General features: G+C 62.0%; 23 protein-coding genes and 1 pseudogene. 10 read left to right on the top strand and 14 right to left on the bottom strand.

Annotation, left to right across the window (positions count from 1 at the left end; translation table 11 throughout):
- The first annotated feature begins 29 nt into the window (after positions 1-29).
- A complete protein-coding gene (locus V1283_RS21905) occupies positions 30-443 on the top strand; it encodes a MucR family transcriptional regulator (RefSeq protein ID WP_057854862.1) in 414 nt (137 codons plus the stop codon).
- 75 nt (positions 444-518) lie between these two features.
- Here V1283_RS21905 and V1283_RS21900 read toward each other — a convergent pair whose 3' ends face one another.
- The 3 genes from V1283_RS21900 to V1283_RS21890 all read right to left on the bottom strand — a co-directional run bounded on the left by V1283_RS21900 (position 519) and on the right by V1283_RS21890 (position 1,699).
- Entirely contained in the window at positions 519-947 is a 429-nt protein-coding gene (locus V1283_RS21900; RefSeq protein WP_334388525.1) for a SufE family protein, read from the bottom strand.
- A gap of 83 nt (positions 948-1,030) precedes the next feature.
- Positions 1,031-1,450, bottom strand: a complete 420-nt coding sequence (locus V1283_RS21895; RefSeq protein ID WP_334388524.1) for a DUF5330 domain-containing protein — start codon at positions 1,448-1,450, stop codon at positions 1,031-1,033.
- A 60-nt stretch (positions 1,451-1,510) separates the two neighbouring features.
- Positions 1,511-1,699 carry a hypothetical protein gene (locus V1283_RS21890; RefSeq protein ID WP_334388523.1) on the bottom strand — a complete coding sequence of 63 codons (189 nt, stop codon included), beginning with the start codon at positions 1,697-1,699 and terminating at the stop codon, positions 1,511-1,513.
- Between the two features lie 175 nt (positions 1,700-1,874).
- On the opposite strand from V1283_RS21890, the gene V1283_RS21885 reads away from it, so the two are divergent.
- The 3 genes from V1283_RS21885 to V1283_RS21875 are packed head-to-tail and all read left to right on the top strand — an operon-like array spanning position 1,875 to position 4,791.
- Entirely contained in the window at positions 1,875-3,683 is a 1,809-nt protein-coding gene (locus V1283_RS21885) for a PAS domain-containing sensor histidine kinase (protein ID WP_334388522.1), read from the top strand.
- Positions 3,676-4,413, top strand: a complete 738-nt coding sequence (locus V1283_RS21880) for a peptidoglycan-binding domain-containing protein (protein WP_334388521.1) — start codon at positions 3,676-3,678, stop codon at positions 4,411-4,413. Before V1283_RS21885 ends, V1283_RS21880 begins: the two co-directional genes overlap by 8 nt.
- 33 nt (positions 4,414-4,446) lie before the next feature.
- Positions 4,447-4,791, top strand: a complete 345-nt coding sequence (locus V1283_RS21875; RefSeq protein ID WP_334388520.1) for a DUF1491 family protein — start codon at positions 4,447-4,449, stop codon at positions 4,789-4,791.
- A gap of 116 nt (positions 4,792-4,907) precedes the next feature.
- Here V1283_RS21875 and V1283_RS21870 read toward each other — a convergent pair whose 3' ends face one another.
- On the bottom strand, positions 4,908-5,885 hold the full coding sequence (locus tag V1283_RS21870; protein ID WP_334388519.1) for a DUF2336 domain-containing protein: 978 nt from the start codon (positions 5,883-5,885) through the stop codon (positions 4,908-4,910).
- Between the two features lie 238 nt (positions 5,886-6,123).
- Between V1283_RS21870 and V1283_RS21865 the strand changes: the two genes are divergently transcribed.
- On the top strand, positions 6,124-6,324 hold the full coding sequence (locus tag V1283_RS21865) for a hypothetical protein (RefSeq protein ID WP_334388518.1): 201 nt from the start codon (positions 6,124-6,126) through the stop codon (positions 6,322-6,324).
- Between the two features lie 16 nt (positions 6,325-6,340).
- Positions 6,341-7,114 (top strand): hypothetical protein, encoded by a 774-nt coding sequence (locus V1283_RS21860; protein WP_334388517.1) that lies wholly within the window; start codon positions 6,341-6,343, stop codon positions 7,112-7,114.
- A 167-nt stretch (positions 7,115-7,281) separates the two neighbouring features.
- Here the strand turns inward: V1283_RS21860 and V1283_RS21855 are convergent, their stop codons facing one another.
- Positions 7,282-8,472 carry an acyltransferase family protein gene (locus V1283_RS21855; RefSeq protein WP_334388516.1) on the bottom strand — a complete coding sequence of 397 codons (1,191 nt, stop codon included), beginning with the start codon at positions 8,470-8,472 and terminating at the stop codon, positions 7,282-7,284.
- A 197-nt stretch (positions 8,473-8,669) separates the two neighbouring features.
- On the bottom strand, positions 8,670-9,908 hold the full coding sequence (locus V1283_RS21850; RefSeq protein WP_334388515.1) for a cytochrome P450: 1,239 nt from the start codon (positions 9,906-9,908) through the stop codon (positions 8,670-8,672).
- A 619-nt stretch (positions 9,909-10,527) separates the two neighbouring features.
- Here V1283_RS21850 and V1283_RS21845 point away from each other — a divergent pair.
- The gene (locus V1283_RS21845; RefSeq protein ID WP_334388514.1) at positions 10,528-10,914 is read left to right on the top strand and encodes a DUF1330 domain-containing protein; all 387 of its coding nucleotides are present in this window, start codon (positions 10,528-10,530) and stop codon (positions 10,912-10,914) included.
- A gap of 183 nt (positions 10,915-11,097) precedes the next feature.
- Here the strand turns inward: V1283_RS21845 and V1283_RS21840 are convergent, their stop codons facing one another.
- The 6 genes from V1283_RS21840 to V1283_RS21815 all read right to left on the bottom strand — a co-directional run bounded on the left by V1283_RS21840 (position 11,098) and on the right by V1283_RS21815 (position 17,004).
- The gene (locus V1283_RS21840) at positions 11,098-11,784 is read right to left on the bottom strand and encodes an ATP-dependent Clp protease proteolytic subunit (protein ID WP_334388513.1); all 687 of its coding nucleotides are present in this window, start codon (positions 11,782-11,784) and stop codon (positions 11,098-11,100) included.
- Between the two features lie 7 nt (positions 11,785-11,791).
- The gene (locus V1283_RS21835; RefSeq protein WP_334388512.1) at positions 11,792-12,343 is read right to left on the bottom strand and encodes a hypothetical protein; all 552 of its coding nucleotides are present in this window, start codon (positions 12,341-12,343) and stop codon (positions 11,792-11,794) included.
- 416 nt (positions 12,344-12,759) lie between these two features.
- A complete protein-coding gene (locus tag V1283_RS21830) occupies positions 12,760-13,200 on the bottom strand; it encodes a DUF2846 domain-containing protein (RefSeq protein ID WP_334388511.1) in 441 nt (146 codons plus the stop codon).
- 172 nt (positions 13,201-13,372) lie between these two features.
- Positions 13,373-13,993: a DUF1254 domain-containing protein gene (locus V1283_RS21825; protein ID WP_334388510.1), complete on the bottom strand. Its 621-nt coding sequence runs from the start codon at positions 13,991-13,993 to the stop codon at positions 13,373-13,375.
- Positions 13,990-14,568: a DUF1214 domain-containing protein gene (locus V1283_RS21820; RefSeq protein WP_334388509.1), complete on the bottom strand. Its 579-nt coding sequence runs from the start codon at positions 14,566-14,568 to the stop codon at positions 13,990-13,992. Before V1283_RS21820 ends, V1283_RS21825 begins: the two co-directional genes overlap by 4 nt.
- Before the next feature lie 153 nt (positions 14,569-14,721).
- On the bottom strand, positions 14,722-17,004 hold the full coding sequence (locus V1283_RS21815) for a transglycosylase domain-containing protein (protein ID WP_334388508.1): 2,283 nt from the start codon (positions 17,002-17,004) through the stop codon (positions 14,722-14,724).
- 443 nt (positions 17,005-17,447) lie between these two features.
- Between V1283_RS21815 and V1283_RS21810 the strand changes: the two genes are divergently transcribed.
- The 3 genes from V1283_RS21810 (at position 17,448) to V1283_RS21800 (ending at position 20,981) form a co-directional block, all read left to right on the top strand.
- A complete protein-coding gene (locus tag V1283_RS21810) occupies positions 17,448-17,963 on the top strand; it encodes a YcgN family cysteine cluster protein (protein ID WP_334388507.1) in 516 nt (171 codons plus the stop codon).
- Positions 17,964-18,244: 281 nt separating this feature from the next.
- Positions 18,245-19,225 (top strand): M12 family metallopeptidase, encoded by a 981-nt coding sequence (locus tag V1283_RS21805; protein WP_334388506.1) that lies wholly within the window; start codon positions 18,245-18,247, stop codon positions 19,223-19,225.
- A gap of 181 nt (positions 19,226-19,406) precedes the next feature.
- The gene (locus V1283_RS21800) at positions 19,407-20,981 is read left to right on the top strand and encodes an MDR family MFS transporter (protein ID WP_334388505.1); all 1,575 of its coding nucleotides are present in this window, start codon (positions 19,407-19,409) and stop codon (positions 20,979-20,981) included.
- Between the two features lie 101 nt (positions 20,982-21,082).
- Here V1283_RS21800 and V1283_RS21795 read toward each other — a convergent pair whose 3' ends face one another.
- Both V1283_RS21795 and V1283_RS21790 read right to left on the bottom strand, forming a co-directional pair.
- On the bottom strand, positions 21,083-21,796 hold the full coding sequence (locus V1283_RS21795; RefSeq protein ID WP_334388503.1) for a type 1 glutamine amidotransferase: 714 nt from the start codon (positions 21,794-21,796) through the stop codon (positions 21,083-21,085).
- 31 nt (positions 21,797-21,827) lie between these two features.
- Positions 21,828-23,456, bottom strand: a pseudogene (locus V1283_RS21790) (thiamine pyrophosphate-requiring protein); the annotation flags it as partial.
- Positions 23,457-23,633 lie beyond the last annotated feature (177 nt).

Genomic DNA, 23,633 nt, shown 5'->3' with positions numbered 1-23,633 from the left:
ATGCGTTTGCGATCCCAGAAGGTTGAGCCATGACCGATTCCGCCGGCAAGACGCCCGTCGAACTGACCGCCAATATCGTGTCGGCCTATCTCAGCAACAATCCGACCCAGGCCTCGGAAATCCCGAACCTGATCAGCCAGGTCCATGCGGCGCTGATGCGGGTGTCGAGCGGCCGTCCCGAGACGCCGCTCGAGCCGGCCAAGCCGGCCGTGTCGGTGAAGAAGTCGATGACCCCGGAATATCTGGTCTGTCTCGAGGACGGCAAGCGCTTCAAGTCGCTGAAGCGCCATCTGCGCACGCAGTACAACATGACGCCGGAACAATACCGCGACAAATGGGGCCTGCCGCCGGATTACCCGATGGTGGCGCCGAACTACGCGGTGGCGCGTTCACAGCTCGCCAAGAAAATGGGCCTCGGCCAGCAGGCGCGGAAGCGGAAATAGTTTTGCCATAGCGTTTTCGAGCGAAGTGGGCACCGGTTCGCGTCAAGAAAACGCGTCAAACATAAGCTCTGGACGTCAGGAAGCCGCGGCCAATGCCTCGCGCGCGTCGGTGCGGATGCGCTCGACCATGGAGCGCAGCCCGTTGGAACGCTGCGGGGTCAGGTGGTCGCGAAATCCAAATTCGTCGAACACGGCAAGCGCATCTGTTGCCAGGATCTGCTGCGGCGTGCGGCTAGAATAAAGCGTGAGCAAAATCGCGATCAGGCCGCGCACGATGTGGGCGTCGCTGTCGCCCAAATATTTCAGCCGCGGCTCGCCATTACCGCTGCGGTCGATCTGCCTGGACAGCCAAACCTGGCTGACGCAGCCGTTCACCTTGTTCTCGGCGGAATGCTCGGCCTCCGGCATCGGGTCGAGCGTGCGGCCGAGTTCAATGACGTACCGGTAGCGGTCGTCCCATTCCTCCAGCAGCTCGAAATTGTCCCTGATTTCGTCGATCGTCATCGTGGCCCGCGTCCGTTGTCTTGAAATCTTATATAGGATGCGGATCGAACGAAAGCGACGGAAATGGAACCGGTTCCGCGGCCTTATTTTGCGGCCAACGGCGTCCGCGGCATCCGCCATTCGATCGCCATATCCTCTTCCGTCAGCGCGTCGGCGATCGGCGCGTTCACGACCACGGCCTCGGCGTCGTCGCCGATCGAGCTGGTATGGTCGGGCTTCTTGTCCGGGACGCTGGGCTGGTCGGGCTTGGTGATGATCTTGTAGAGCTTGCGGGCGCCGTCCTGGGCGCGCTGGCCGAGCACGGTCGCGGCCTGACCGCCGACCTCGCAGGCCGCCGGCTGACGCTTGCAGAATTGGCCCATGTCGGAGACGGCGGCGGTCGCAGCCGATACGGCTTCGGACGCGCCGATCTGCGGCATCTTGTCCGATTCAGGCGTCTTTTCCCTGGGCAACAGCACGAGCACCAGCCCGAGCCAGAATGCCATGCGAAGCAGAAAAAACATCTCGCGACCCCGGTCGTCTCTTATGGTTGTGTTGCGGTTAAACCGCAGCTTTGTTCCTGACTACCAGTCGTCGATAAATCGGAAGTGTTTCCATTGAGGTAAAGTCGCCGAAAATTCGCTGAAAATGGCAATCATTCGATTCGGCGTAAATTTTCGATTGATGACCACCATCGCGCGAAAAGTTCGCGCCGCTCGCGCATCCACCATTTCGAAACCATAGATCGATGCGGCTCTAAACCTGTCGTTCACCATCCGCCTCGAATGAGCGTCTTGCGGGGCGTCAAATCCCCGCCAATGCGCGGCGTTTGCCGGTGGTCCACCGCGCCTTAGCGTTCGCTTAAGTTCGCTCTGACACGGTGACGCAAAGGATAATGGGGGGCGTTGCGGCGCGTCTGTCTGACGAACAAGCCGAAGCGCGAGGACCGTGATTGTTTTGAGTATCATCCGCGATTGTCTCGATGCCTTGCTGCATCCCTCGGCACGTTATGATGCGTTGACGCGTGCGCGTCACCGCGCATTCATGGCGCCGCGGCTGCTCGGCAGCCTGGTGGCGCTTGCGGCTTTTCCGATCTATCTGGCGATGCGCGGGGCGCCCACGGCGCTCGAGGTCGCGGCCTTCGCCTGGCTGATCGCACCCATTCTATTGTCGTGGTTCCTGTCGCGCACCGGCCGCTACGAGGGCGCGCATATCCTCTCGGCGCTGGCGCTGGCAGGCCTCGTCATGATGGTTGCCATAACGACCGGCGGTATCGAATCATTCGCCGCGGTCTGGCTCATCGTCGTTCCGCTGGAAGCCGCGCTGTCGGCCTCGCGCCGCGTGGTGGCATTCGCTTCCGCGCTGGCGCTGGCATGCGCAGCCTTGCTGATCGCGCTCGGACATTTTCACTTCCTGCCGGTGCCGGAGTCGAACACGGTTCTGCACAGCGTCCTGATGGGGGCTGGCGTCGCTTCCGCGACGCTCTATGCGGCAGGACTTGCGGTCAGCGCGGAATCGCTGGCGCGCACTTCCGTGGCGCTGCTCTATCTCGAGGAAGACCGTTATCGCCTGCTCGCGCGGAACATGAGCGACGTGATTTCGCGTCACAACCGCAGCGGCGCCGTGGAGTTCATTTCGCCGGCGGCGGAAGCCATGCTCGGCACGCCAGGTGCACGGCTCACCGGCCATGGCCTGTTCGACCGCGTCCATGTCGTCGATCGTCCCGCCTATCTCACGGCACTGTCGGATGCCGCGCGCGGCAGCGAGCAACGCGTCGAATTCCGTCTCCGCCGCGACGCGGTTCGCGGCCAGAACGTTTCCGCCGATTTCATCTGGGTCGAGATGCGTTGCCGGCCGCTCGAGCAGGGTTCGCCCGAGGCCGACGTCGTCGCCGTGATGCGCGACGTCACCGACCGCAAGGTCCAGGAGCAGGCCCTCGAACTGGCGCGCACCGCGGCCGAGCAGGCAGATGCCTCCAAGACCCGATTCCTGGCCACCATGAGCCACGAATTGCGCACGCCGCTGAACGCCATCATCGGCTTCTCCGAGATGATCGTGCATGAAGAGGCGATGATGCTCGACGTCGCGCGCCGCAAGGAATACGCGCAGTTGATCAACGATTCCGGCCAGCATCTCTTGTCGGTCGTCAACGGCATCCTCGATATCTCCAAGATGGAAACCGGCAATTTCGAAATTTCGCCGGAGCCGTTCGCGCCGCGCGCGGCGCTCCTGCACTGCTGCAATTTGTTGGCGCTGAAGGCGCGGGACAACGGCGTCGATCTGATCACCCGCGCGCCGGAGGACTTGCCCGTGATGAACGGCGATCCCCGCGCGTTCAAGCAGATCGCGCTGAACCTCGTCGCCAACGCCATCAAGTTCACCGAGCGCGGCGGCAGCGTGACGGTTTCCGCCGCGGTCGAGGGATCGCGGTTGATGCTTGTTGTCACCGATACCGGCGTCGGGATCGCCGCTGAGGATCTCGCACGGATCGGCGATCCGTTCTTCCAGTCCGGCAAGACCTATCAGCGCAAGCACGAAGGCACCGGCCTCGGCCTGTCGATCGTGAAGGGCCTGGTCGGATTGCACAATGGCGAGATGAACGTGCAGAGCACGGTCGGGGAGGGCACCACGGTGGCCGTTGCCTTGCCGCTTGACTTTGCGCCGCCGCTGACGCCTTCAAACAACGTCGCGACGCTGAACCCGGCGCTGCGATCCGGATCACAGGACCAGGTCCATCAGGTGAAGAAACGTGCCTAGGCGTATTGACGACGATGATGACGAGATGCCGCGGCGCCGCCGTCGCGGCACGAAGGCGGCTGCGATTGAAGTGGAGGAAGAGCGCGGTCTTGTCATGCGCATGCTCCTGCACAGTCCGAAAGACGTGGTCGCGGGCCTGCTCGCCGCTGCCGCGATCTGCGCCATCCTCGCCAATGCGCTGTTCCTGCAGGCCGGCCGCCATCCTTCGCCGATGTTCGGCTCGGTGGTGACGCTGCCGTCGCCGCAAACCACCGTCGCGAGCCCGTTGCCGCGCCCGCGCCCGGTCGAACTGATCTCAAGGCCGGTCGAGGCAGAGCCGCCGGAAATCAGGCCGGTCGAGGTGAGAGGCGCTGATCCCAGGCACGTCGAGATCAGGAGTGCCGATCCCAGGGGCGACGCCAGGAATCCTGACCCCAAGAACCCTGACCCGATGGCCAATCTCGTGGTCAAGTCGACCGGTGCGCCTGCCGCGACGCCCGCGAACGTGGCGCGTCCGCCCGCGCCGATTCCGGCCACCGCGCAAAGCGCCGGCGCGCGCCGCGTGGCGGCGGTGCAACGCGCGCTTACCCAATATGGCTACGGCCAGTTGAAGCCGACCGGGGCGGTCGGTGCGGAGACGCAGGCCGCGATCTCGAAATTCGAGCGCGACCGCAAGCTCCCGGTGACCGGGCAGATGTCCGATCGCCTGGTGAAGGAGCTCACGGCGATGATCGGCCACCCGGTCGACTAGCTTCCGCCCGGTCGCTGGCCTATCGTCTTTTCCATGCGATTGAAATCAAGCATCTGGGTGGCCGCTTACCTGCGCCGCTGCCAGACGGAGGGCGTGTTTGGCGCCGTGCGCAAGCGCGGGGCGGAGGAGGCGGGGGCGGTGTTCGTCAAGGTGGCGCTGCTCGACGGCAACGCCATGCTGTATGCACCCGCGCCGCAGACCGTCTATGACGAGAGCCGCCCGGCCGAGCGGCTGTTCGCACCGGCGTCGCCGCAGCCGGTGCCGGAGCAATCCGTGGAGGAGCGTCTCGCCAAGGAACTCCGGTTCGATCCAGATGCCTGGATCGTCGAGACCGAGGACCGGGCAGGGCGGCACTTTCTCGATTTGGCCAAAGCCTAGAGCCTTTTCGGTTCTGATTAAATCAGAACCGGGCTCTGCATTTTTGTTTTGACGCGTTTTCTTGATGCGAACCGGTATCCACTTCGCTCGAAAACGCTATTGAAGCGCCGAACGCGTTAGCGTTTCGAACCGTCGGTGCCGGTGCGAATGGCCGGCGCCGTTCCAGGCTGCACGGCGGGCCGGGATTGCGATGGTGCCGCACGCGCGCGATGGCGCTCGTCGTCGTAGAGCGTAGCGCGATATTTGGCGCGCGTGACCGCCATGGTCGAGCCGCGCCACGCGGCCAGCATCACCAGCGCTGATCGTTCGCTCAAACGGTCGTACAGCCGCGACAAACGATAAACATTATGCACGGATGAGCCGAACTCGGGATTGAGGAACAGCAGCACGCGCTGGAAGGCGGCGCTCGGCATGTCCAGCGCGCGCGCAGCGCAGGCCAAGGGCTCGCCACCAGGATCGTGCACCACCTGTTCGGCAATCCGCTGCGGCAGGATCAAGGCTTCGCCGAGTTCGAGCGCGAAGTTTTCGGTGTCCTCGGCGAATGCGGCCATCTCCAGGATATGGAGCGCGCGCGCGGCGCGGGCTGCGGGAATTCGCGGCGAGGCTTTCAGCGGGGTGTCGTCGAGATTGTGCAGGATCAGCGCGCGCTCGCTGGCGCCCGCCGCGAAAAACATGTCGCTGATTTCGGCGGCATCGTTGGGCCGCATCGACAGGGTGGAAGCCATCCGCAACTGCGCTTCGGTCGGCGCCGTCACCGCCGGCTCACTGGCCGGAGCAGCGGCAATCGGGGCTGCGAGCGGCAAGCCCTGGCCGGGATGCGAACGCCGCAGCCCGAGCTTGTCCATGATCTCGGCCGGGGTCGCCGGATAGATCGCGAGCCGGGCCCGCACCGCGGCGCGGGTGGCGTCGTCGACCTGGTCGATCAGGCGGGATGTCAGTTCAACAAATTGCCGTTCCTCGTCGGCGGAATGGGCGCTGGTCTGGACATAGAGGTCGGTCAGCACGCGCAGCAAGGTCGGCCTGATATCGACGCCCTCGCGGCGCGAGAGCGTCATCAGCCCGTCAAATCCTGGAAACAATGGAGCTGCGGTCATGTCAGGTGTACGCGACTTCGGTAATCCCTCGCGTCAGCCTACGCACGGCACTTTAAGAGTTGGTTAAGGAAAACAGCCCGTGAAGAAATCCGATAAAATGCAAGCTTTCGGCGGGCGGCGCCGACACCCGTAACTGTACCGCCTGCACAAATTAAGATGCCGTTAACCACGTTCTGTTCTGAATAATGGCATGTCGTCGGCCGGATCGTGTCCGTGCGGCAATTAGAGAGAACGAATTATGGGCACCATCATTGAATTTCCGGCGGATGCGGCTTCGCGGCGGCCGGGCTCAACCATGAATGGCGCTCCACGCGATGGCCTGGGAACCGTGCTGATCCTTCCCGTTGTCCGCATCGAACGTGAAGCCGTTGAAACCGGCGACGGGCGCGGGCCGGAAGAGGGGGCGGCGCCCGGTCGCCGTCGCCGTCGGCGCCCCTGAACGACGGACCTTTGAAATGCCGGAGCTGTGCCTTCCGATCCGGACCACCGGGCTTCGGTCACTCCCGGCTCTCATGCTGCTTGTCGCAAGCGCGGTGCTCGGCGGCTGCAGTGGCGGCGATTTCGGCCGCACCCGCGCCGATATGCGCAACGACGACATGCACCGCTGGCTGGGCGCCGAGGCCACGGCAAGCCTCGGCCTCAAGCCCTCGCACTTTCAGCTCACCGAAAACGAGCGCCAGCTTCGCGATCTCGCCTATCCGCTGATCGAACCGCCGCATTCGCGGCCCGCCTGGAAGAGCGTGTTCGGCGATTACCAGCCGTTGCCCTCGCCATGGCGGCAGAAGGTGGTGTTCGACCGCACCACCTACGGGCGCGCTTTGATCGACGAGCCGCACCGCTCGCACACCTCGCGTTACCAGCAGTTGATCGAGGACGTCCGCAACGACATCACGCGGTTCGAGCCGTTCTTCGCCTCCGCCGCGAATGTCATCGAACTCGACCGCAAGCGCAGCGCCAGCCTGAAGATGGTGTCGGAACTGTCGCCGCGCGAACAGGCCGATGCGATCGCCCGCATGGAAGAGAACACGCTGATCGTGCAATGGGTCCAGCAATGCCTGGAGCGGCGCATTGCCTCGTATCGCTGGGCGCTGGAGCGGCTGGTGATTCAGACGCCCGACAGCATCGCGGCCGACGCCGACCGCCTGATCGGCGAACTCGCGGCGCAAACCGCCAATCCGCCGGTCGCCGCCCAGCCGGTGATCGGACGTGCCGTGACGGTGAAGGGCTAAGCCGCGGCGTTACTCATAAATCTGAAAAGATCCCTGGCGATGGCCGGATTGCGCTCGGAAGCCAACATCTGAGCTGGCTCTTTGCGAGTCTGGTTTAGGCCAAGAGGCGACATCATCCACTTCGGACCTTGCGTCAAGCGCGTCAGCGATCCACGAGACCTGATGAGCTAGCCGGAGATTGGCGGGATACGAGCTGCAGATAGGCTGTCGCGGCATGAGCACGGTCCCCGAAAACCCAAGCCGCTCTCTGGCCGGTGTCTGATCACGAAAGAATTCCTGAGCTTCAGCACTGGATACTCAAGCACGTGCCACGAAATCACGGCTGCCGTCAGCGAAAGTGAAAACCCGGCAAAAAATAACATCCACCATAGGTCACCGGTCCGAGCCTCCGGGAAATAGTGAATCAGCAATTGGAGGAAGGGCGTGTGGTAGAGATACAGCCCGTATGAATAATCACCGGTTCCGAATCCCGGAAGACGAGGCATCGGCGACACCCCAATCATCACAGTTAAATATCCGAGAAGCGGAAGTATGATGGCGTGGACTGCGGGGCTCAACAGGAGGTTTGAATCGCCTAACGCGCTCACAAGGATCGCCACACACACTAAGCCAATCGCAACTGATCTAGAGAAAGGTACGTAGTGCCGCAGCTGATAAAGGACAATTCCGATCAAAAAAGAGGGCAAAAGTAGTGACCCCTTGAAAAGGAAGAGGTTCATCGCCAGGCTTTCAAGCAACGATACATGATCGCTTACCAGATGCGACGTTACGAAACGGAGAGGAATCCCGACCATCAAAACGGTGTAAGTGAACAGTAGTACCAATCTCGGGCGCTTGATTGCTCCGGTAGTCATCAGCCCGGCGAGCATGACGTAACAACCGATTTCGAAGGGGACCGTCCACAGCGCCCCGTTCACTTCTGGCAATGGATTGTTCTCAAAGACGCCCGGAAGAAAGTATTGCATCCAGCCCGTGATATTGAGGAAGTAAGCAAAGAAAGTTGCGTCAACGAAATACTGCTTTGCAGGCAGTGTCGTCACCAGCGGACCAATTAGAAGCGCTGCGAAGACGATGTCGGCAACGAGTGCTGGCAAGATGCGCGCGGCGCGGTTCAAGAGAAAGTTTTTCGTAGACAGGCGCATGCTGCTACCTGCTACAAGAAATCCGCTTAAAGCAAAAAACATCGGCACCAGCATATATTCGGAAAACCAAAAGACAGAGGCCCTCGCCATTTCCACATGCCCGCTCAACTTGGCGGTGTGCCATCCGATAATGCTCGTTGCCAAAAATATGCGTAGGAAATCGAAGCCCTGAGCAAACCCCTTTTGCTCGTCCAAGGCGGAACCTAGGGTTTGCATTCAGTACATTCTCCAACGCAAAGGCCAAGTGGTTGGAGGCCAGCGCTACAATCTGAGCGGGAATGTGGACGGGGAGCTATTAAATCTCCATTAAATCCTCCGATAAGAATGCACCCTAGGTTGTGGATTTGTCGAGCAATCAAACGCCACAGGCTTTGGGCCATTTTCGGCTTTGACGTCGAGGCCTCATCCGGATTTCACGGCTGCCAGGATATCCGCATGGTATCGACGCGACGGATGCCGCTGTGCCCTTTGATCGCAGGCGCTTCATCCAATTGGAGCTGCGGGATGCGGGCCGCGAGCGCCGCCAGGCTCTCCTCGAGTTCGGCACGCGCCAGCGCTTCACCGATGCAACGATGGGCGCCGGCACCGAAGGCGGGAATTAGCCGCGGCTGGTCGGTTCGACGGATGTCAAACACGTCGGGACGTTCATAGGTCTCTTCGTCACGCGCGGCGGACATGGTTGACAACATGATGAATTGCCGGGCCGGAAGAACAGCGCCGCCAACCTCGATGTCTTCAGTTGTCACCCTGACGAACGATGCGACGCTCGGCTCGAAGCGCATCGCCTCCGCAACCGCGCCTGGAATGAGCGAGGAATCGCGACACACCGCGTCCCATTGCTCCCTGTGCTGGAGCAGGAGCGCCAGTTGCACCACGATGGCGACACGAGTCGTGTCGGTGCCGCCGACGATCAACTGCACGATCTGGAATATGATCTCGAGAGGTGACAATTCACCGGCTGCGTCCGCCTTCCCCAGGAAATCCGAGAGGAAATCGTCGCGAGGGGCGCGACGCCTGTCTTCGAGCGTCTTTTCCACGTAATCGCGCAACTGTTGGCACGCCACCTCTGATTCAGGGATTTCGTCCGGCAGTACGCTGGAGCTGATGAATCGTGTCACCGAGTAGACAAGTTCTGTAAAGGATGGGATGTCGGCTCGCGGCAGGCCGAGAAGATCGCCAATGACGCGGGCGGGAAGTTGAGCTGCGAACTGACCGACAAATTCGACCTGACCATCGGCATACCAGCTCTCAATCAACTGCTCCGAGGAACGCCGTATCTGCGGCCGCAGACCGGCGATCGTGCGAGCCGCAAAGCTTCTGGAGAACGGTGAGCGCCGGCGACGGTGAACGGCGCCATTGGCGGTGAGCATTCCCTGATCGAATAAATCAAAGAGCGCTCCCTCTGTGACACCGAACAATTCCGGGTGGACCGTTTCGGATGCGGCTATACGAGAATCACTACCCAGCCGCTCAATGTCGGCATGGCGGAGCACGAGGTAAGCTCCCGTTTCATGTCCGACAAAGGGATAGGCGGCACGATACCTGCGGAACATGCCATGAGGATCCGCGTCGAGGTCTGCCACATTAAGGACCGGCAGGTCTTCAGCAGCGGCGAGAGCCACCCGATCGTTTGCGCCGATAACGTCTGTCATTGGGGTTCCCTCTCGTCCTTGACTGCGACTTCTCCTCTCTAGGCATCCCGTTTTACGTCTCGATTGCCGGACAGCCGAAATTTGTTGCAATCGTAACGGGCCGGCCGCAATACCGGTCCAATTCCCGTGGCACCGCAAATGACGTGATGGGTCAAAAGGCAAAATTTGACCAGCGCATGTCTGCTCTTGCCCCGGCGAACGGACATTCGCAGGATAGCCGTGCATGTCTCAAACGTGCCACAGACAGACGTCGGCGTCGCGCATACATCGTTACCTAAGCTGCCTTGGGTAGGTCGCCAGCCCTCACACCGCCCCCCCCCCGTTTTTTTCAACGAGAGAGACTCGAACGCCGAGGGGCTGGTCCACTTTGGGGTCCTGTACTCTTCCGACAATCCGGTCCACGTTGTATGCTGCATAGACGGACATCGAGTTAGTCCGCGAGCTGTCACCGGGGCGTGCCGAAGTCCCCGTTTCGTATTGGCAGCGTCGATGCCGTCGGCAGGCGTCGCACTTCAATAGACCGACGTCTTTTTTTGCCGGTGCTTTTTGCATTCGCGATCGCACGGTCGTGCGAGCCAGCGCGACCGATTAGTTTTCGCAGTGACCAGGGAGAAGCGTCATGAAGACTCACTATTCAGTGACATTGGCGATGCTGGCGGGCTTCGGACTCGGTGCAGTCGCAGTTGAGGGACTTCATGCTCAGGCTAAGCCACCAGTATACCAAGTCGTTGAAATCGAGCCCTCGAACATGGAGGCCTATGTGAAGGACTACGTGCCGAAGGCTCAGGCCGCCATCAAAGCGGCTGGCGGCAAGTTCCTTGCCGCCGGAGGTAAAACCACGACAATCGAAGGAGAGCCGCCGAAAGCACGCGTTGTTATTCAACAGTGGGATAGCGTTGAGAAAATCCAAGCGTATCGGGATTCAGCGGCCTTCAAAGACCTCCTGCCGCTCCGCAACAGCATGGCGAAGTTCCGCAGCTATGCCGTTGAGGGGGTACCTCAATAGCTGTTCGGACAACCGGCGTGCCGGATTGAAGGTCGCCTTAGCCGGCGGCCTTCTTCCTTCCGCGCCACCAAATCGAGCGGCAATCCAACCTACCTTGTTGGGCATGGCGGTTCTGTGAGGGCGTGCGGGCGGGGTGATGTCGGAGATGGGTCCAATAGCAAACCTGCGGCTCAACTGGCCCAGCTAAAGGGCTGGTGTGCGAATGAGACGATCGACGATGCCAGAGCGTTCATCGACGAGCTGTTGACCGCTCATCCAGATATCGCGGCCCGGGATTTTCTCACGCATCCTGGCAAGCCAGACCCTGCTAACGCCGCGGATGCCGATGTCGTTGTGGAAGAAATCGTCAGTGACTTGCGTCTCGATCGACTTTACGGCTTGCGAGAAGAGAGCTGTCTCGGAATCGCTGAACTGCTGTCGCTTCACGTTTTCCCGAGCGCTAATGTTCAAGCTGGCCTGGTGAAACATGAAGTAGGCTTCGGGATCGGCCATTCGCTCGGTGCCGGCGAGAAAAATCGGAACGCACATGGAAGCGCAAACGCCGGCTTTTTGAACGAGCGTATCAATCGCGCGATCACGCGCACGGATCACGGCGACGACTTTACGCCCCTGTTCGATCGAGCCGCCCGGCGAATTGAGGATGAGGACGAGCCGACGTCGATCGGCCTTGTAGCGATCGAGGGCCGCGGCGATACGCTCGCTCATCGGCTCTTGCACCGGCCCGCTCCAGCCGAGCACGATGCGGTCCGGCTCTTCGCTGATGGACAAGGTTTGTCGAGATGCCACATCTCCGGAGCCGGAAGGCAATTGGAAAGTCGCCCAGAAGAGCAAGACCCCGCCGACGCCGCCAACAATTTTGAGCAGCGACACGGTCTACTCAATCAAAATAGTTGACCGCTTTGAAGAAAGCGAAAAGAGCACCGACACCGAACAGGGCCAGTATGCCCGCCGCGAAAATGAATGACAGCGTACGGTTCCAAAGTTTGGTTTCCGCTGCGTAGAAGATCGAAACCGCTGTGCGGTCGGTCGTTGAGCGCACCGGCACCAGAGCCTCTCCGCCACCGCCTGCAAAAAGCATCATGAAACGATGGGCAGTTGGCGCTTGACTGGGGTTGGCGACCGATTGGATTTTGGCGCTGCAGAAGGTGATCACGAAGTTTCTTCGCTCGCACTTCCCCTCCATCGCCCGCAAATCATACGCCGGTTGCCAGGTTCCGGCCAGGCGATGGTCGCGCAGGATGTCCGGACCATAGCTCACGACGAGACCGTAAAGCATCGCCCCACAGGCAAGGAGTATGATGAGCCAACGAATCGGGTGACCTGTCGGCGCAGTGCTCTCGGTGACGACATGGCCCTGTGCGGCAGCCAAGTTCACGTTGAGAGCTTGTGCAGCAGAGCCAACCCCGGATTGACGCTTGCCGAATGTCATTGTGAATATTTCCTGATATTATAAATCGCCTGCCACCTAACCTGGCCCTCCGTAAGATTTCGCTAAGGGGCATCGGCGAATTGTCCGGATTCAGACATCGTTAAGCGCCGAACGATGCGGGACAGAACAAAGCCAATCGATCGAGATCAGGAGCGTCGGACCGGGTGCCAGCTCACCCTGTTTCCGGGGGTGTAAGACCCGCTTTTCGGCTTCCGCTTTTCCATTTCTTGATGTCGGTCGCGATCAAGTCGGCAAATTCTTTGGCGACGAGTTTTTCGGCGTCGCGCCGAGCGCACCACGCGCGGGCACTCCAACGTGCAGCTCCGGTAATGTGCAACTTTGGCGGGAAAAGAGGTCAGGCCGCGGGCCTTTGCTCGGACCCGCGGCATGCAGTTTAGTTCGTCCCGCGCGAGGGATCAGAATTTGGCGCCGACGTACCTGAGGCGGCCGATGTCGGATTGTCCCTGCTCGGGGAATTCGAGCGTCGGTGTGACGTGGCCGACGAGTATGCCGGGTGTCACTGCTGTCTTGATGTACTTCGACTCGCCCGCTGCCAATTGGAACGTAACCGCATTTTCGACCTCGGTTGCGGTTGTTACGGCGTATTTCCCCGGGGGGCGGTCGACATAAGAGAAGCCGCCGGGCACCGATCTGCCGACGACTTCATTGTTCATCCGAATCTCGGGTTGAACAGCCGAACCCGCAAATTCACCCGGCCGGGTGAAGTAGACACGGCCGTAGCCCGGCTTCATTGCCGGAATCTGCAACGGCGGTTCATCGAGGCCGCGTGGACTCGCACAACTCGCCAGCAAAAATCCGACAAGCACAAGGGGCAGCGCCCCGATCTTTGACCTCATATGCCCCCGTCCCAATCGTGGAAAGCGCCCAGTTCGAAGTCGACGGCAAACAACGAACGGCTGGCAATTGCCCTGCTGTTTCCTCGCCCCAAGAGCTCAATTGGCATACTCGCTTTGGTTGTTCAACGTTTTTCGCTCATCGCGATCTCTGCGTTCGCGCGACAGACCGTCTTCAGCGCTTGCCCTTCGGCGCGGGGGCAGGGGCCGGCGCGGGGGCGGCGGGTTCGGGCTGCTTGGACGGTGGCGGCTCGGTCTGGATGGCGCATTGCGACGCTGCGAGCGAGGCTTGTGCCTGCGGCATCAGTCCCGGCTCCGGCGCCAACGCCTTCAGCACGATCAGGCCGGTCGCGGTGGGGGAATCGATGATCAGCCGGTCGGCGGCGGTCACTTCCTCATCCTCCGGCAATGCGGAATGCTGATCTTCCGTCATCAGGTCGAGTTCGATCACCTTGCGGCCGGCCGATCGGTCGTTGATCGCGTAATAGGCGACCTCGTTGCGCGTGTAGAACGACACTGATGTGTAGGCCTGGCTGACCGGTACCGTCAGCTTGAGCGGTCCGCCGGAGAGGTCGTAACGGCAGATCGCGACCGCAAAGGCCGGGTCCATGAACGGCATCGGCGCGTTGTTGGGCTCGGCGAGCGGAAGCGCTGTCACCGCATTCTCTTTGGTCATCGGTGTCAGCCGCGAATAGGCGTCCTGGGTGGCAATGCGCGGCAGCGCAAGCACGCTGACGAGATGCACCACGCCGCCCAGCAGCACGCCTGCGATGATGGTGAATACCAGCCGGATCATGGGCAGTTCACCGTGGAGATGGAGGGCATCGGCGCGTCGCGCTGCGTCCGCGTCGCCACGCCTACCGGCGTATCGTAGAGCCGCAGCATCAGCGCGTAGCGCTCGATGCCGCCGGTCGGCAGCCAGTTGCCGGACCGCGACCGCGCCGCCACCCGGATCTCGAACGCGCCGTCGGAGCCACGGACGATTTCCTGGCTGGTGAAGCCGTAGCGCTGCAGTGAATTGGCGACCAGATGCCCCTTGCGGTCGAACAGGGTCAACGTCCAGAACCGGGCCGCCGGCGTCACCCCGCTGACGACCACGTCGCAGCGTCCGTCGAGCGGCTTGTTCTTGTCATCTGATGTGGCCGAAAAGGCGATGCCGTCACCGGTGCCGATCGGCAATTCGCCGCTGCGGGCGATCGAGGCGCGCGAATAGGGATCGACCTCGGCGGTGCCGCTCTTGGGCCGCGCGGTCCAGGCGCCGATCGTGAGCGTGCCGAGATCGGTGCCGCGCGTCGCCGTCATGTAGGTCGAGCCGAGACCGACGGCCGTGGCAAGCGCCAACGCCAGCAAGGTGATGAAGATCAGCCGCACAGCCCAGTGCTCCGAAATCTCACGGCATCAGATTCCGCTTGAACCGGCTTCATTCGAAACCTGAAGCGCTTCGTTTGGTTTGAGCATGCCGGCGCAGACGCCTCGCATCTCTTCCGAGGAAATCCCGGTTAGCATTCTGCCGGATCATGCCTTTTAATTCTTCCGCTGCGCCGGTGCCGGCTGGTCGCCAGCGGCTGCGATATAGTTCTCGGGGAAGGCCAGCGCGCCCGATGTGACCGGCTTGGCCGGCTGCTTCTGATCGTTGGACGAGGTCTTCCCCGCGGCCTTGCCGGCCTCGTCGAGCAGTTTTTCGACACGCACCAGAATGTCCGCGCCACGCTTGGTCAATACCGGCGGCGGCCCCGGCTTGGTCTCCAGTATCTTTGGCGCGGCATTCGCCATCGTCGGCGACGCCGGCTGCGGCGGCAGCTTCTGGCCCATGCCGATCCCGGGGATTTCCTTTACCTCGACGCCCTGATGGGCGACGACCATGATGTCGTGCCAGGTTTGCGCGGGCAACGAACCGCCGGTCATGCGGTTGGTCGGCGAGTAGTCGTCATTGCCGTACCAGACCGCGCAGGTGAAGTTGCCGGTATAGCCGACGAACCAGGCGTCGCGGTAGGCGTTGGTGGTGCCGGTCTTGCCGGCGGTAGGAATGCCGTCGAGCGCCGCGCGCCGGGCGGTGCCCTCGCTGACGACGTGGCTCATCATTCCCGCCATGTCGGCGGCGACCGAGGCAGGAATGGCTTGAAGCGGCTTCTTGCCATCGCGGTCGAACCGCCAGACCAGGTCGCCGGCGCCGGTGCGGACTTCCAGAACCGCGTGCGGCTTGACCGACTTGCCCTTGTTCGGGAAGGTCGCGTAGGCGACTGCGTGCTCGAGCACGGTGACTTCGTCGGAGCCGATCGGCATCGATGGCGTATCGGGCAGCGGCGCCGTGAGGCCGAACCGGCGCGCCACCTCGGTAATCTTGACGCGGCCGGCCTTGGCGGGGTTCGGCGACTTGCCGCCCAGCGCAATCGACAGTTTTACGGGCACGACGTTGATCGAGCGGGTGATCGCCTGCGTCAGCGTCACCGAGCCCGAGTAGGAGTGGCCATAGTTCTGTGGGCACCAGTTGCCGATGCAGACCGGGCCGTCGACCACTTTCGAGTTCGGGGTGAACCCGTTCAATAGCGCCGTGGTGTAGACATATGGTTTGAACGACGAACCGGGCTGGCGCATCGCGTCGGTCGCGCGGTTGAACTGGCTCGCGCCATAGTCGCGCCCGCCCACCATGGCACGGACGCCGCCGTCGAGATCGGCGACCACGGTAGAGGCTTGCGTCGCATGGTAATCGCGGCCGAACTGGCGGAGCTGGTTTTCGACCGCTTCCTCGGCGGCGCGCTGCACGTTCATGTCAATCGCGGTGCGGACCACGAAGACGCGCTCGACATAGGATTTCGGGAAGGTGTCGACCAGCTTGCGCATCTCCTCGAAGGCGTAGTCGAGATAGTAGTTCGGCGAATTCTCGTCGCGGCGGTCGACGGCGACCGCCGGGTTGCGCCGGGCACCGAACACCTGGCCTTCGGTCATGAAGCCGGCATCGACGAGGTTGTCGAGCACGACGTTGGCGCGGGCGCGCGCGGCGGGCAGGTTGATGTGCGGGGCGTATTTGGTCGGCGCCTTGAACAGACCGGCCAGCATGGCGGATTCCGCGAGATTGACGTCGCGCGCCGACTTGTTGAAATAGAAATGCGCCGCGCCGTCGACGCCGAAGGTGCCGCCGCCCATATAGGCGCGGTCCAGATAGAGTTTTAAAATCTCGTTCTTGGTCAGCCGCGTCTCCAGCCAGACCGCCAGGAACGCCTCCTTCACCTTGCGCTCAATGGTGCGCTCGTTGCTCAGGAACAGGTTCTTCGCCAGCTGCTGCGTGATCGACGAACCGCCCTGGCGAACGCCGCCGGCCTGCGCGTTGGTGACGAGGGCGCGCGCGGTGCCGGCGATGTCGATGCCGAAATGGTCGTAGAAGCGGCGGTCTTCAGTGGCCAGCGTCGCCTTGATCAGATTGTCCGGAAAATCTTCCAGTGGAATCGAGTCATTGTGCTTGATGCCGCGGCTGCCGATCGGATTGCCGTAGCGGTCGAGGAACGACACCGCGAGATCGGATTTCTTCAGCCAGTCGTCATCGGCGGTTTCGCGAAACGCGGGGATCGCGAGCGCCAGCATCAGGATCAGCCCGCCGAGGCCGATCGTGGCGGCTTCCGAAAACGGCTCGATGAAGACCCAGCGCTTCCAGCGGCCGACATAGAAGCGGTCCATGAAGGTGGAGTAGCGCTCGTACAGCTCGCGCAGACCCTTGCCCGACGAGAACAGCGTCGAGTCGATGCGCGCATCCAGATCCAGGAAGAAGTTCCAGATCTTCTGCTTCCAGTGTGGAGATAGGATCTGGCGCACTAGTGCCCGTTTTCCGAAGTTCGTAATACTTTGCCGCACCCCTTGTACGAACTTCGGAAAACAAAGGGCACTAGCTTAATTAAAGATTCTAGTGCCGATCTTCGATTTGAAGTTCCTGCAGTGCCCGCGGCGATACCGTCAGGAACTTCAAATCGGCGGCACTAGGACCTTGGTCGTTCGAAACGCTGACGCACCCGGCCGGGCGCTATCGAGACGTCTTGCTTTGACGTTGCGGCAAACCCAAGGCGCTTTTAGGACGCTTGGGGCTCGCAATTGTTCTATCCGAGCGGGGGCTATAAACCAATGCTCTCGCTCACCATTTTGGTGGTCAGCCCTAACGTGTTCCCAGCCTTTTCGCGCCCGTCGTCAGCCCGCTTGCGCCCCGGTTGCCGAACCCCCTAGAAGGGCTGCAGCCGAACTCGAGCCGGAAACCATCCGACTTCATGACCGCGCCGCCCAAACGCACTTCCAGCCAGGAGGGATTCTTCTGGAAAACCAAGACGTTGGAAGAAATGTCCAACGCCGAATGGGAAAGCCTGTGCGACGGCTGCGCGCGCTGCTGCCTGGAAAAGCTCGAGGACGAGGATACCGGCAAAATCTACTTCACCCATGTTTCCTGCAAGCTGCTCGATTCCGGCCTATGCGCCTGCAAGGACTACCAGAACCGTTCCGACAAGGTTCCCGATTGCGTGCGCCTGACGCCAGAGAACGTCCGCACCCTGAACTGGCTGCCGCCGAGCTGCGGCTACAAACTGGTGGCTGAGGGACGCGATCTCTACTGGTGGCACCCGCTGATTTCGGGCGATCCCAACACCGTGCATGAAGCCGGGGTTTCGGTGCGCGACAGAGTATACGGTACCGAGGACGAGATTCCGGACGAAGACCTCGAAGACCACATCGTGCAGTGGCCGGCATTATTGCCGAAGCGCGCGCGGCTGAAGAAGCGGCCAAAGGCCTGAACGGCTGGCGACGCCGCGGTGCACCAGGACCCGCCTTGATCTGGTTTTGCCCGGACGCTACCTTGGCTTGTATTTCTGATGATTTGATTTTCAAGAGTGAATTTTGAGGAGGAGCCGACATGCTGCGTGCTCGCGCCAAGAAAGCACGGAATACAACCTACAAGAAGACAGCCAAGAAAGAATACGGGAAGGCATCGCGAAAGACTCTCCCTGCAGTGAGGTCTGCCAAACGTCTGTGCGCGCTACCCCCGCGGACGCTCCGGCCGCTCAGCGATGCCGTGATGGCCAATCCGATTCGCGCCAGTGCGATTCTGGTCTCGCAATCGAAGTGGCTCAACGGAACGGTCCTGCACTACTGCTTCTTCAAGTCGGGCCACTTCGCGGTACCGAAGAAGCAGGCGAAGGCGATCCGCACTGCTTTTGCCAAATGGAAAGCGGTTGGAATTGGCCTTCAGTTCAAGGAAGTCAGCGAACTCGGCGAGGCCGAGGTTCGGATCGGCTATTCGGTCAAGGACGGCGACTCTCAATCATCCGTCGGTCGTGACGTGCTGAATGATCCACTCAACAGTCCAACGACTGTATATGGTTGGGACCTCACAAAGGACGACAGCGGCACGGCGCTCCATGAGATCGGGCACGTGCTCGGCATGGAGCACGAACATCAGAATCCATTTGCCGGAATCAAATGGCACGAGGCGGCGGTCTACAAGAATCTCAAAGCGCCACCCAACGGGTGGACTCGCACCGAGACGTTTCACAACATCCTGGAGAAACTTTCCCCCGAGCAGGTGCAGGGATCGAAGTGGGATCCGGACTCGATCATGGAATATGATTTCGACCCGGGCCTCATCGCCGAGCCGAAGCGATACGAAGCTGATGGCCTGTCTCCGCCCGGCACGCTTTCGGCGGCCGACAAGAAATGGGTCCGCAAATGGTACCCGCCGCTGAAGAAGTCGCCGGACCGGCTGCATGCGAACAAGCCCGCCGTCCTCGATCTCACCGCCGGCAAGCAGGTCAATTTCGTCATCGAACCGGCGTCATCCAGAAAATACCGGATCGAGACCAGGGGAGCATCGGACACGACGCTCGTCCTGTTCGAAGTCATCGACGGTTCGCCGCGCTATGTCTCCGGCGATGACGATAGCGGCGAAGAGCGGAACGCTGCGATCAGCCACAAGCTCTTCAGAGGCCGTCAGTACGTCGTACGGCTTCGTTTGGTGCATCCCGGTTCGACCGGCGAGGTATCGCTGATGTACTCCTAGCGGGGCCAGCTCCCGTCGAGGACCGTATCGTCCCGCACGATCGCGGGATTGCGATGGTGCCTTCGCGGGATGCTCCCATGCGCCGGGGGTGCTGCCGCGAGGGGAATTTGCCCTTTAAGGTGCTGCCGATAACGCGATTCCATCTCGGCGGCCTGGCCGCGTAGAAGAATATTACGTCCTGATGAACAAGCACCAACGGCAGAGCCGCGAGCCTGCCGGCCAAACGACATTGCCCGACGATATCGGCCGCGAGCTTTCGCACATCACGACGGAGGTCATCGATGTCAGCGATGCGCCGTCGATTGCGCCGCCTGCGCCGCTGAGCCCCGACGAGGTTCGCACCATCCTGATGAGCCTGTTGCTGACGATGTTCCTGGCCGCGCTCGACCAGACCATCGTGGCGACGGCGCTGCCGACCATCGGCCGCCAGTTCAACGACGTCAGCAACCTGTCCTGGGTCATCACGGCCTATCTGTTGGCCTCGACCGCGGTAGCACCCGTGTTCGGCACGCTCAGCGACATCTACGGTCGCCGCGTCATGATCACCGTTTCGCTGGTCCTGTTCACGGTCGGCTCGATCCTGTGCGCGGTGGCGCCGAACATGACTGTCTTGATTATCGCGCGCGGCCTGCAGGGGCTCGGCGGAGGCGGCATCATGCCGGTCGTGCAGACCGTGATCTCGGACGTGGTTAGCCCACGCGAGCGCGGCAAGTACCAAGCCTATTTCAGCGGCGTCTGGATGGCCGCGGGATTGCTCGGGCCCGTGCTTGGCGGCGTGTTCGCCGAGCATCTGCACTGGTCGATGATTTTCTGGATCAACGTGCCGCTCGCCGTCGGCGCGCTGTTTCTGCTGCTGCCCAAGATGGGCAAGATCCCCGTGTTCCATCGCCGCCGCAAGGTCGACTGGCTCGGCGGCGTGCTGCTGATGGCCTCTGCGGTCGTGGTCATGCTGGTGCTGAGCTGGGGCGGCAATCGCTACGCCTGGCTGTCGCCGGCGATCATGGGGATGATCGGCGGGGCCGTTGCGCTGGCGTTTGCCTTTGTCTGGCACGCGCGCAATGCCGAAGAACCGTTCCTGCCATTGCCGCTGCTGGGCGGAACGGTGGTGCCTTACGCGATGGCGGCCGGCGGCTGTGCGCTCGGCGCCATCACCGGGCTCACCGTGCACCTGCCGCTGTATTACGAGGTCGTCTATCATTTGACCGCGAGCGAAGCGGGGCTTGCCCTGATCCCGCTCGCGGCGGTTTCGACCTGTGGCGCGGCGATCGCCGGACGGACCATGGCGCGCGCCAAGCATTACAAGCGCGTGGCGATCGCGGGCACTTCGGCGGCGACGATCTTCGGCGCGGTGCTGACCGTGACGACGCTGCCGCTGTGGGGCTTGCTGATCGTGCTGTCACTGTTTGCGCTCGGGCTCGGCACCACGTTCCCGGTCAGCGTGGTCTCGCTGCAAAATTCCGTGGCGCGTGCGCAGATCGGTACCGTGACCGGCGCGATGAACTTCTTTCGCGCGCTGATGTCGTCGTTCATGGTCGCCGCCTTCAGTGCGATCCTCCTGATGGCGCTCGGCGCCGGCATCTCGCTCGGCGAACATCGGGGACCTGCGAACGCAATTCCGGCCGCCGACATGGTCACCGCGTTCCATTACGTATTCGGCGCGGCCACCGCGTTGCTGGCCTGCGCCGCGCTCTGCATCCTCCTGATGGAGGAGAGGCCGCTGGCCGGCCCCTCGACGCCGGCGGAGATGGCGGAGTAATTAGATACCGTCGTTCCTGACCTTTTCTACTTTGCATGGGGTTGTTTTGCGAGTTTTTGTGTCGGGGCGTCCCAATGCAGCGCCGAAGCCTGTCTGCGTGTCTAGGCTGAGCGGGTGAGAAAGCGCGTGATCACGCCGCCGAGCCGGGCACTCTCCAGCGGTTCGGCAAGCGACGCCTCCGCCAATGTCACGACATCATCGGGCGCATCGCCCTTGCTGCGCACCATCTCGCAGCAGGCCAGCGCGAAGCCGATGGTGAATTCCGGGTGTGCCTGCACCGAGAGCGTGGTGTCGCCGGCATAGAGTAGCCCGGCATGCGGCGTGAAATCCGAAGACAGGATCGTTCGGGCGCCGGCTGGCGGCGTGATGACCTGATCCTGGTGCGAGCAGGCGAGGGCAATACGCGGTCCCTCGATCACCCCGTTGCCCGGCGCGACGTCATAGACGTGCCGCCCGAGGCCAAAGCCTTTCTCGGACTTGCGCGCGATGCCGCCCAGCGCCTGTGCGATCAATTGATGACCGAAGCAGACACCGACCATCGGCACCTTGCTCTGGTGAGCCTTGCGCACGAACGCCTCGAGTGGCGCGATCCAGTCGAACCCGTCATAGACGCCGGCCGGCGATCCCGTGATGAGGATCGCCTTCAGCCCTGCGATATCCGGCAGCGGCTCGCCGGCGGGAAGGCTGACGGTATTGAAGTTGACGGAGGCGTCGGCCGCGCCGATCATCCGCTCGAACATCTGCGGATACGATCCGTGGCGTTCGCGGTTTTTGGGACTGACAATCCCGGTTTCGATGATGGTGACGTGCGGCATCGATGACCGACAGTTGTTTGAGCGTCAGGTCGCCCGGCCTTGAAACTTCGGTCTCCTTGCTGGTGATGAACTCCAGCAGCACCGGGACGCCTTCCTTGGTCTTCTGAATGCCGCGCTGGATGGCGGGGATGATGTCTTCCGGCTTGGTCACCCGCTCGCCATAGCCGCCGAAGGCGCGCGCCATCGCGGCATAGTCGCCGGAAATGTCGGTGGAGCGGTATTTCTCGGTCGAGATCGGCATCACCTTCAATTCGATCGCCATGGAAAAATTGTTCAGAAGGATCGACATGATCGGGATGCGCTCACGCACCGCGGTCTCGAAATCCATGCCGGTGAAGCCGATCGCGGCATCGCCCCAGACGTTGATGCAGAGCTTGTCGGGCCTTGCCAGCTTGGCGCCCATCGCAAGCCCAAGGCCGTAGCCGAGCTGGGTGGTCTTGCCCCAGCCGATATACGAGAGCGGCTCGACCGATTTCCAGAACGGAGAGAGTTGGTCGCGCGGGCTGCCGGCGTCGTGGGTGATGATGGTGTTGTTGATGTCGACGGTGTGCTGCAGATCCCACAGCACGCGATAGGGGTTCAGCGGCGCGTCGTTATGCGTCAACTTCGGCATCCATTTCGCCAGCCACTCCTTGTGGGAGGCCGCGATCTCGGTTGCGACCGCCGTCGCGTCGCGATCCGACGTGACGGTCTTGCTGATCTCTTCCAATAGCGCGTCGAGGACGAGCCCGGCATCGCCGACCAGGCCGATTTTGGCTTCGACGTCCTTGTTGAGATGGTTGGGGTCGAGGGTCGAATGGATGATGGTCTTGCCCTTCGGCATGGCGATGCCGAATGACGTCTCGGTGAAGGAGCAGCCGATGCCGAAGATCACGTCGGCATCGCCCAGAAATTTCGGCACCGCGCGGGGCACGGCGAGGCCGCCCGATCCCAGCGACAGCGGATGCGTCTCCGGAAAGGACGACTTGCCGCCAAGGCTGGTCGTGACGGGGATGGCGAGGCGCTCGGCCAGCCGTCTGAGCTGCAGCCAGGCTTTGGCATAATGCACGCCCTGGCCGGCATAGATCACTGTACGCTTCGCTGCGACCAGAAGGGCGGCTGCTTCCTTGACGTGAACAGGATCCGCACCGTAGCGGGTGCGCAGCACTGGCGTGTAGTTCAGCGGTTCCGGCACTTCTTCGTTCCACATGTCCGCCGGGATTTCGACGATCACCGGCCCGCCGCGGCCGTTCTTCAGCTTGGTGAAGGCGCGCCGGAAGATGTTGCAGACCTCGGCGGCGATGTTGATCGGCTCGGACGATTTCGAGAACGCCTTCATCGCCTGGCTGGAGTTGAAATTCGGGTCGATATTGGCGAGCCTGCGCGCATAGCCCATCGGTAGCACTAGCACGGGAACCGACTCGCCATAACATTGCGCAACGCCGCCCATCGCGTTCTCGGCGCCGGGCCCATGCTGCATGCAGAACGCACCGATCGATTGCCCTGAGGTGACCCGCGAGATCGCGTCCGCCATGTGAACGCCGATGCGTTCCTGGCGCACCATCACCGGGCGGATATCGGCATTGGCGGCATATTCAATGAGATGGTTGACCGGATAGCCGCAGAGGATTTCGATTCCCTCCCGCTTCATGATTTCCGCAATGGCGACGCCGAGCTTCATGACGCTCTCCCCCCGGGATTTGCAGGCCGGTTCGGTCCGGCCAATTTGCGATAGTTGGAGCAGGGTTTTGCCGCGCCGTAAAGCGCACGCGCCGCGTGGGGGCGGAAGTGCTGATATGCGTTTTGCCGCCCAAGAGGCTTGTTCGCAAAATTACCGAGATGCAGGTCAGGGAAGAAT

The sequence above is a fragment of the Bradyrhizobium sp. AZCC 2262 genome (assembly GCF_036924535.1).
In the GTDB taxonomy this organism is placed as follows: Bacteria; Pseudomonadota; Alphaproteobacteria; order Rhizobiales; family Xanthobacteraceae; genus Bradyrhizobium.
Note: the sequence above shows the minus strand (reverse complement) of the source record. Positions and strands in the feature narration are given on the sequence as shown.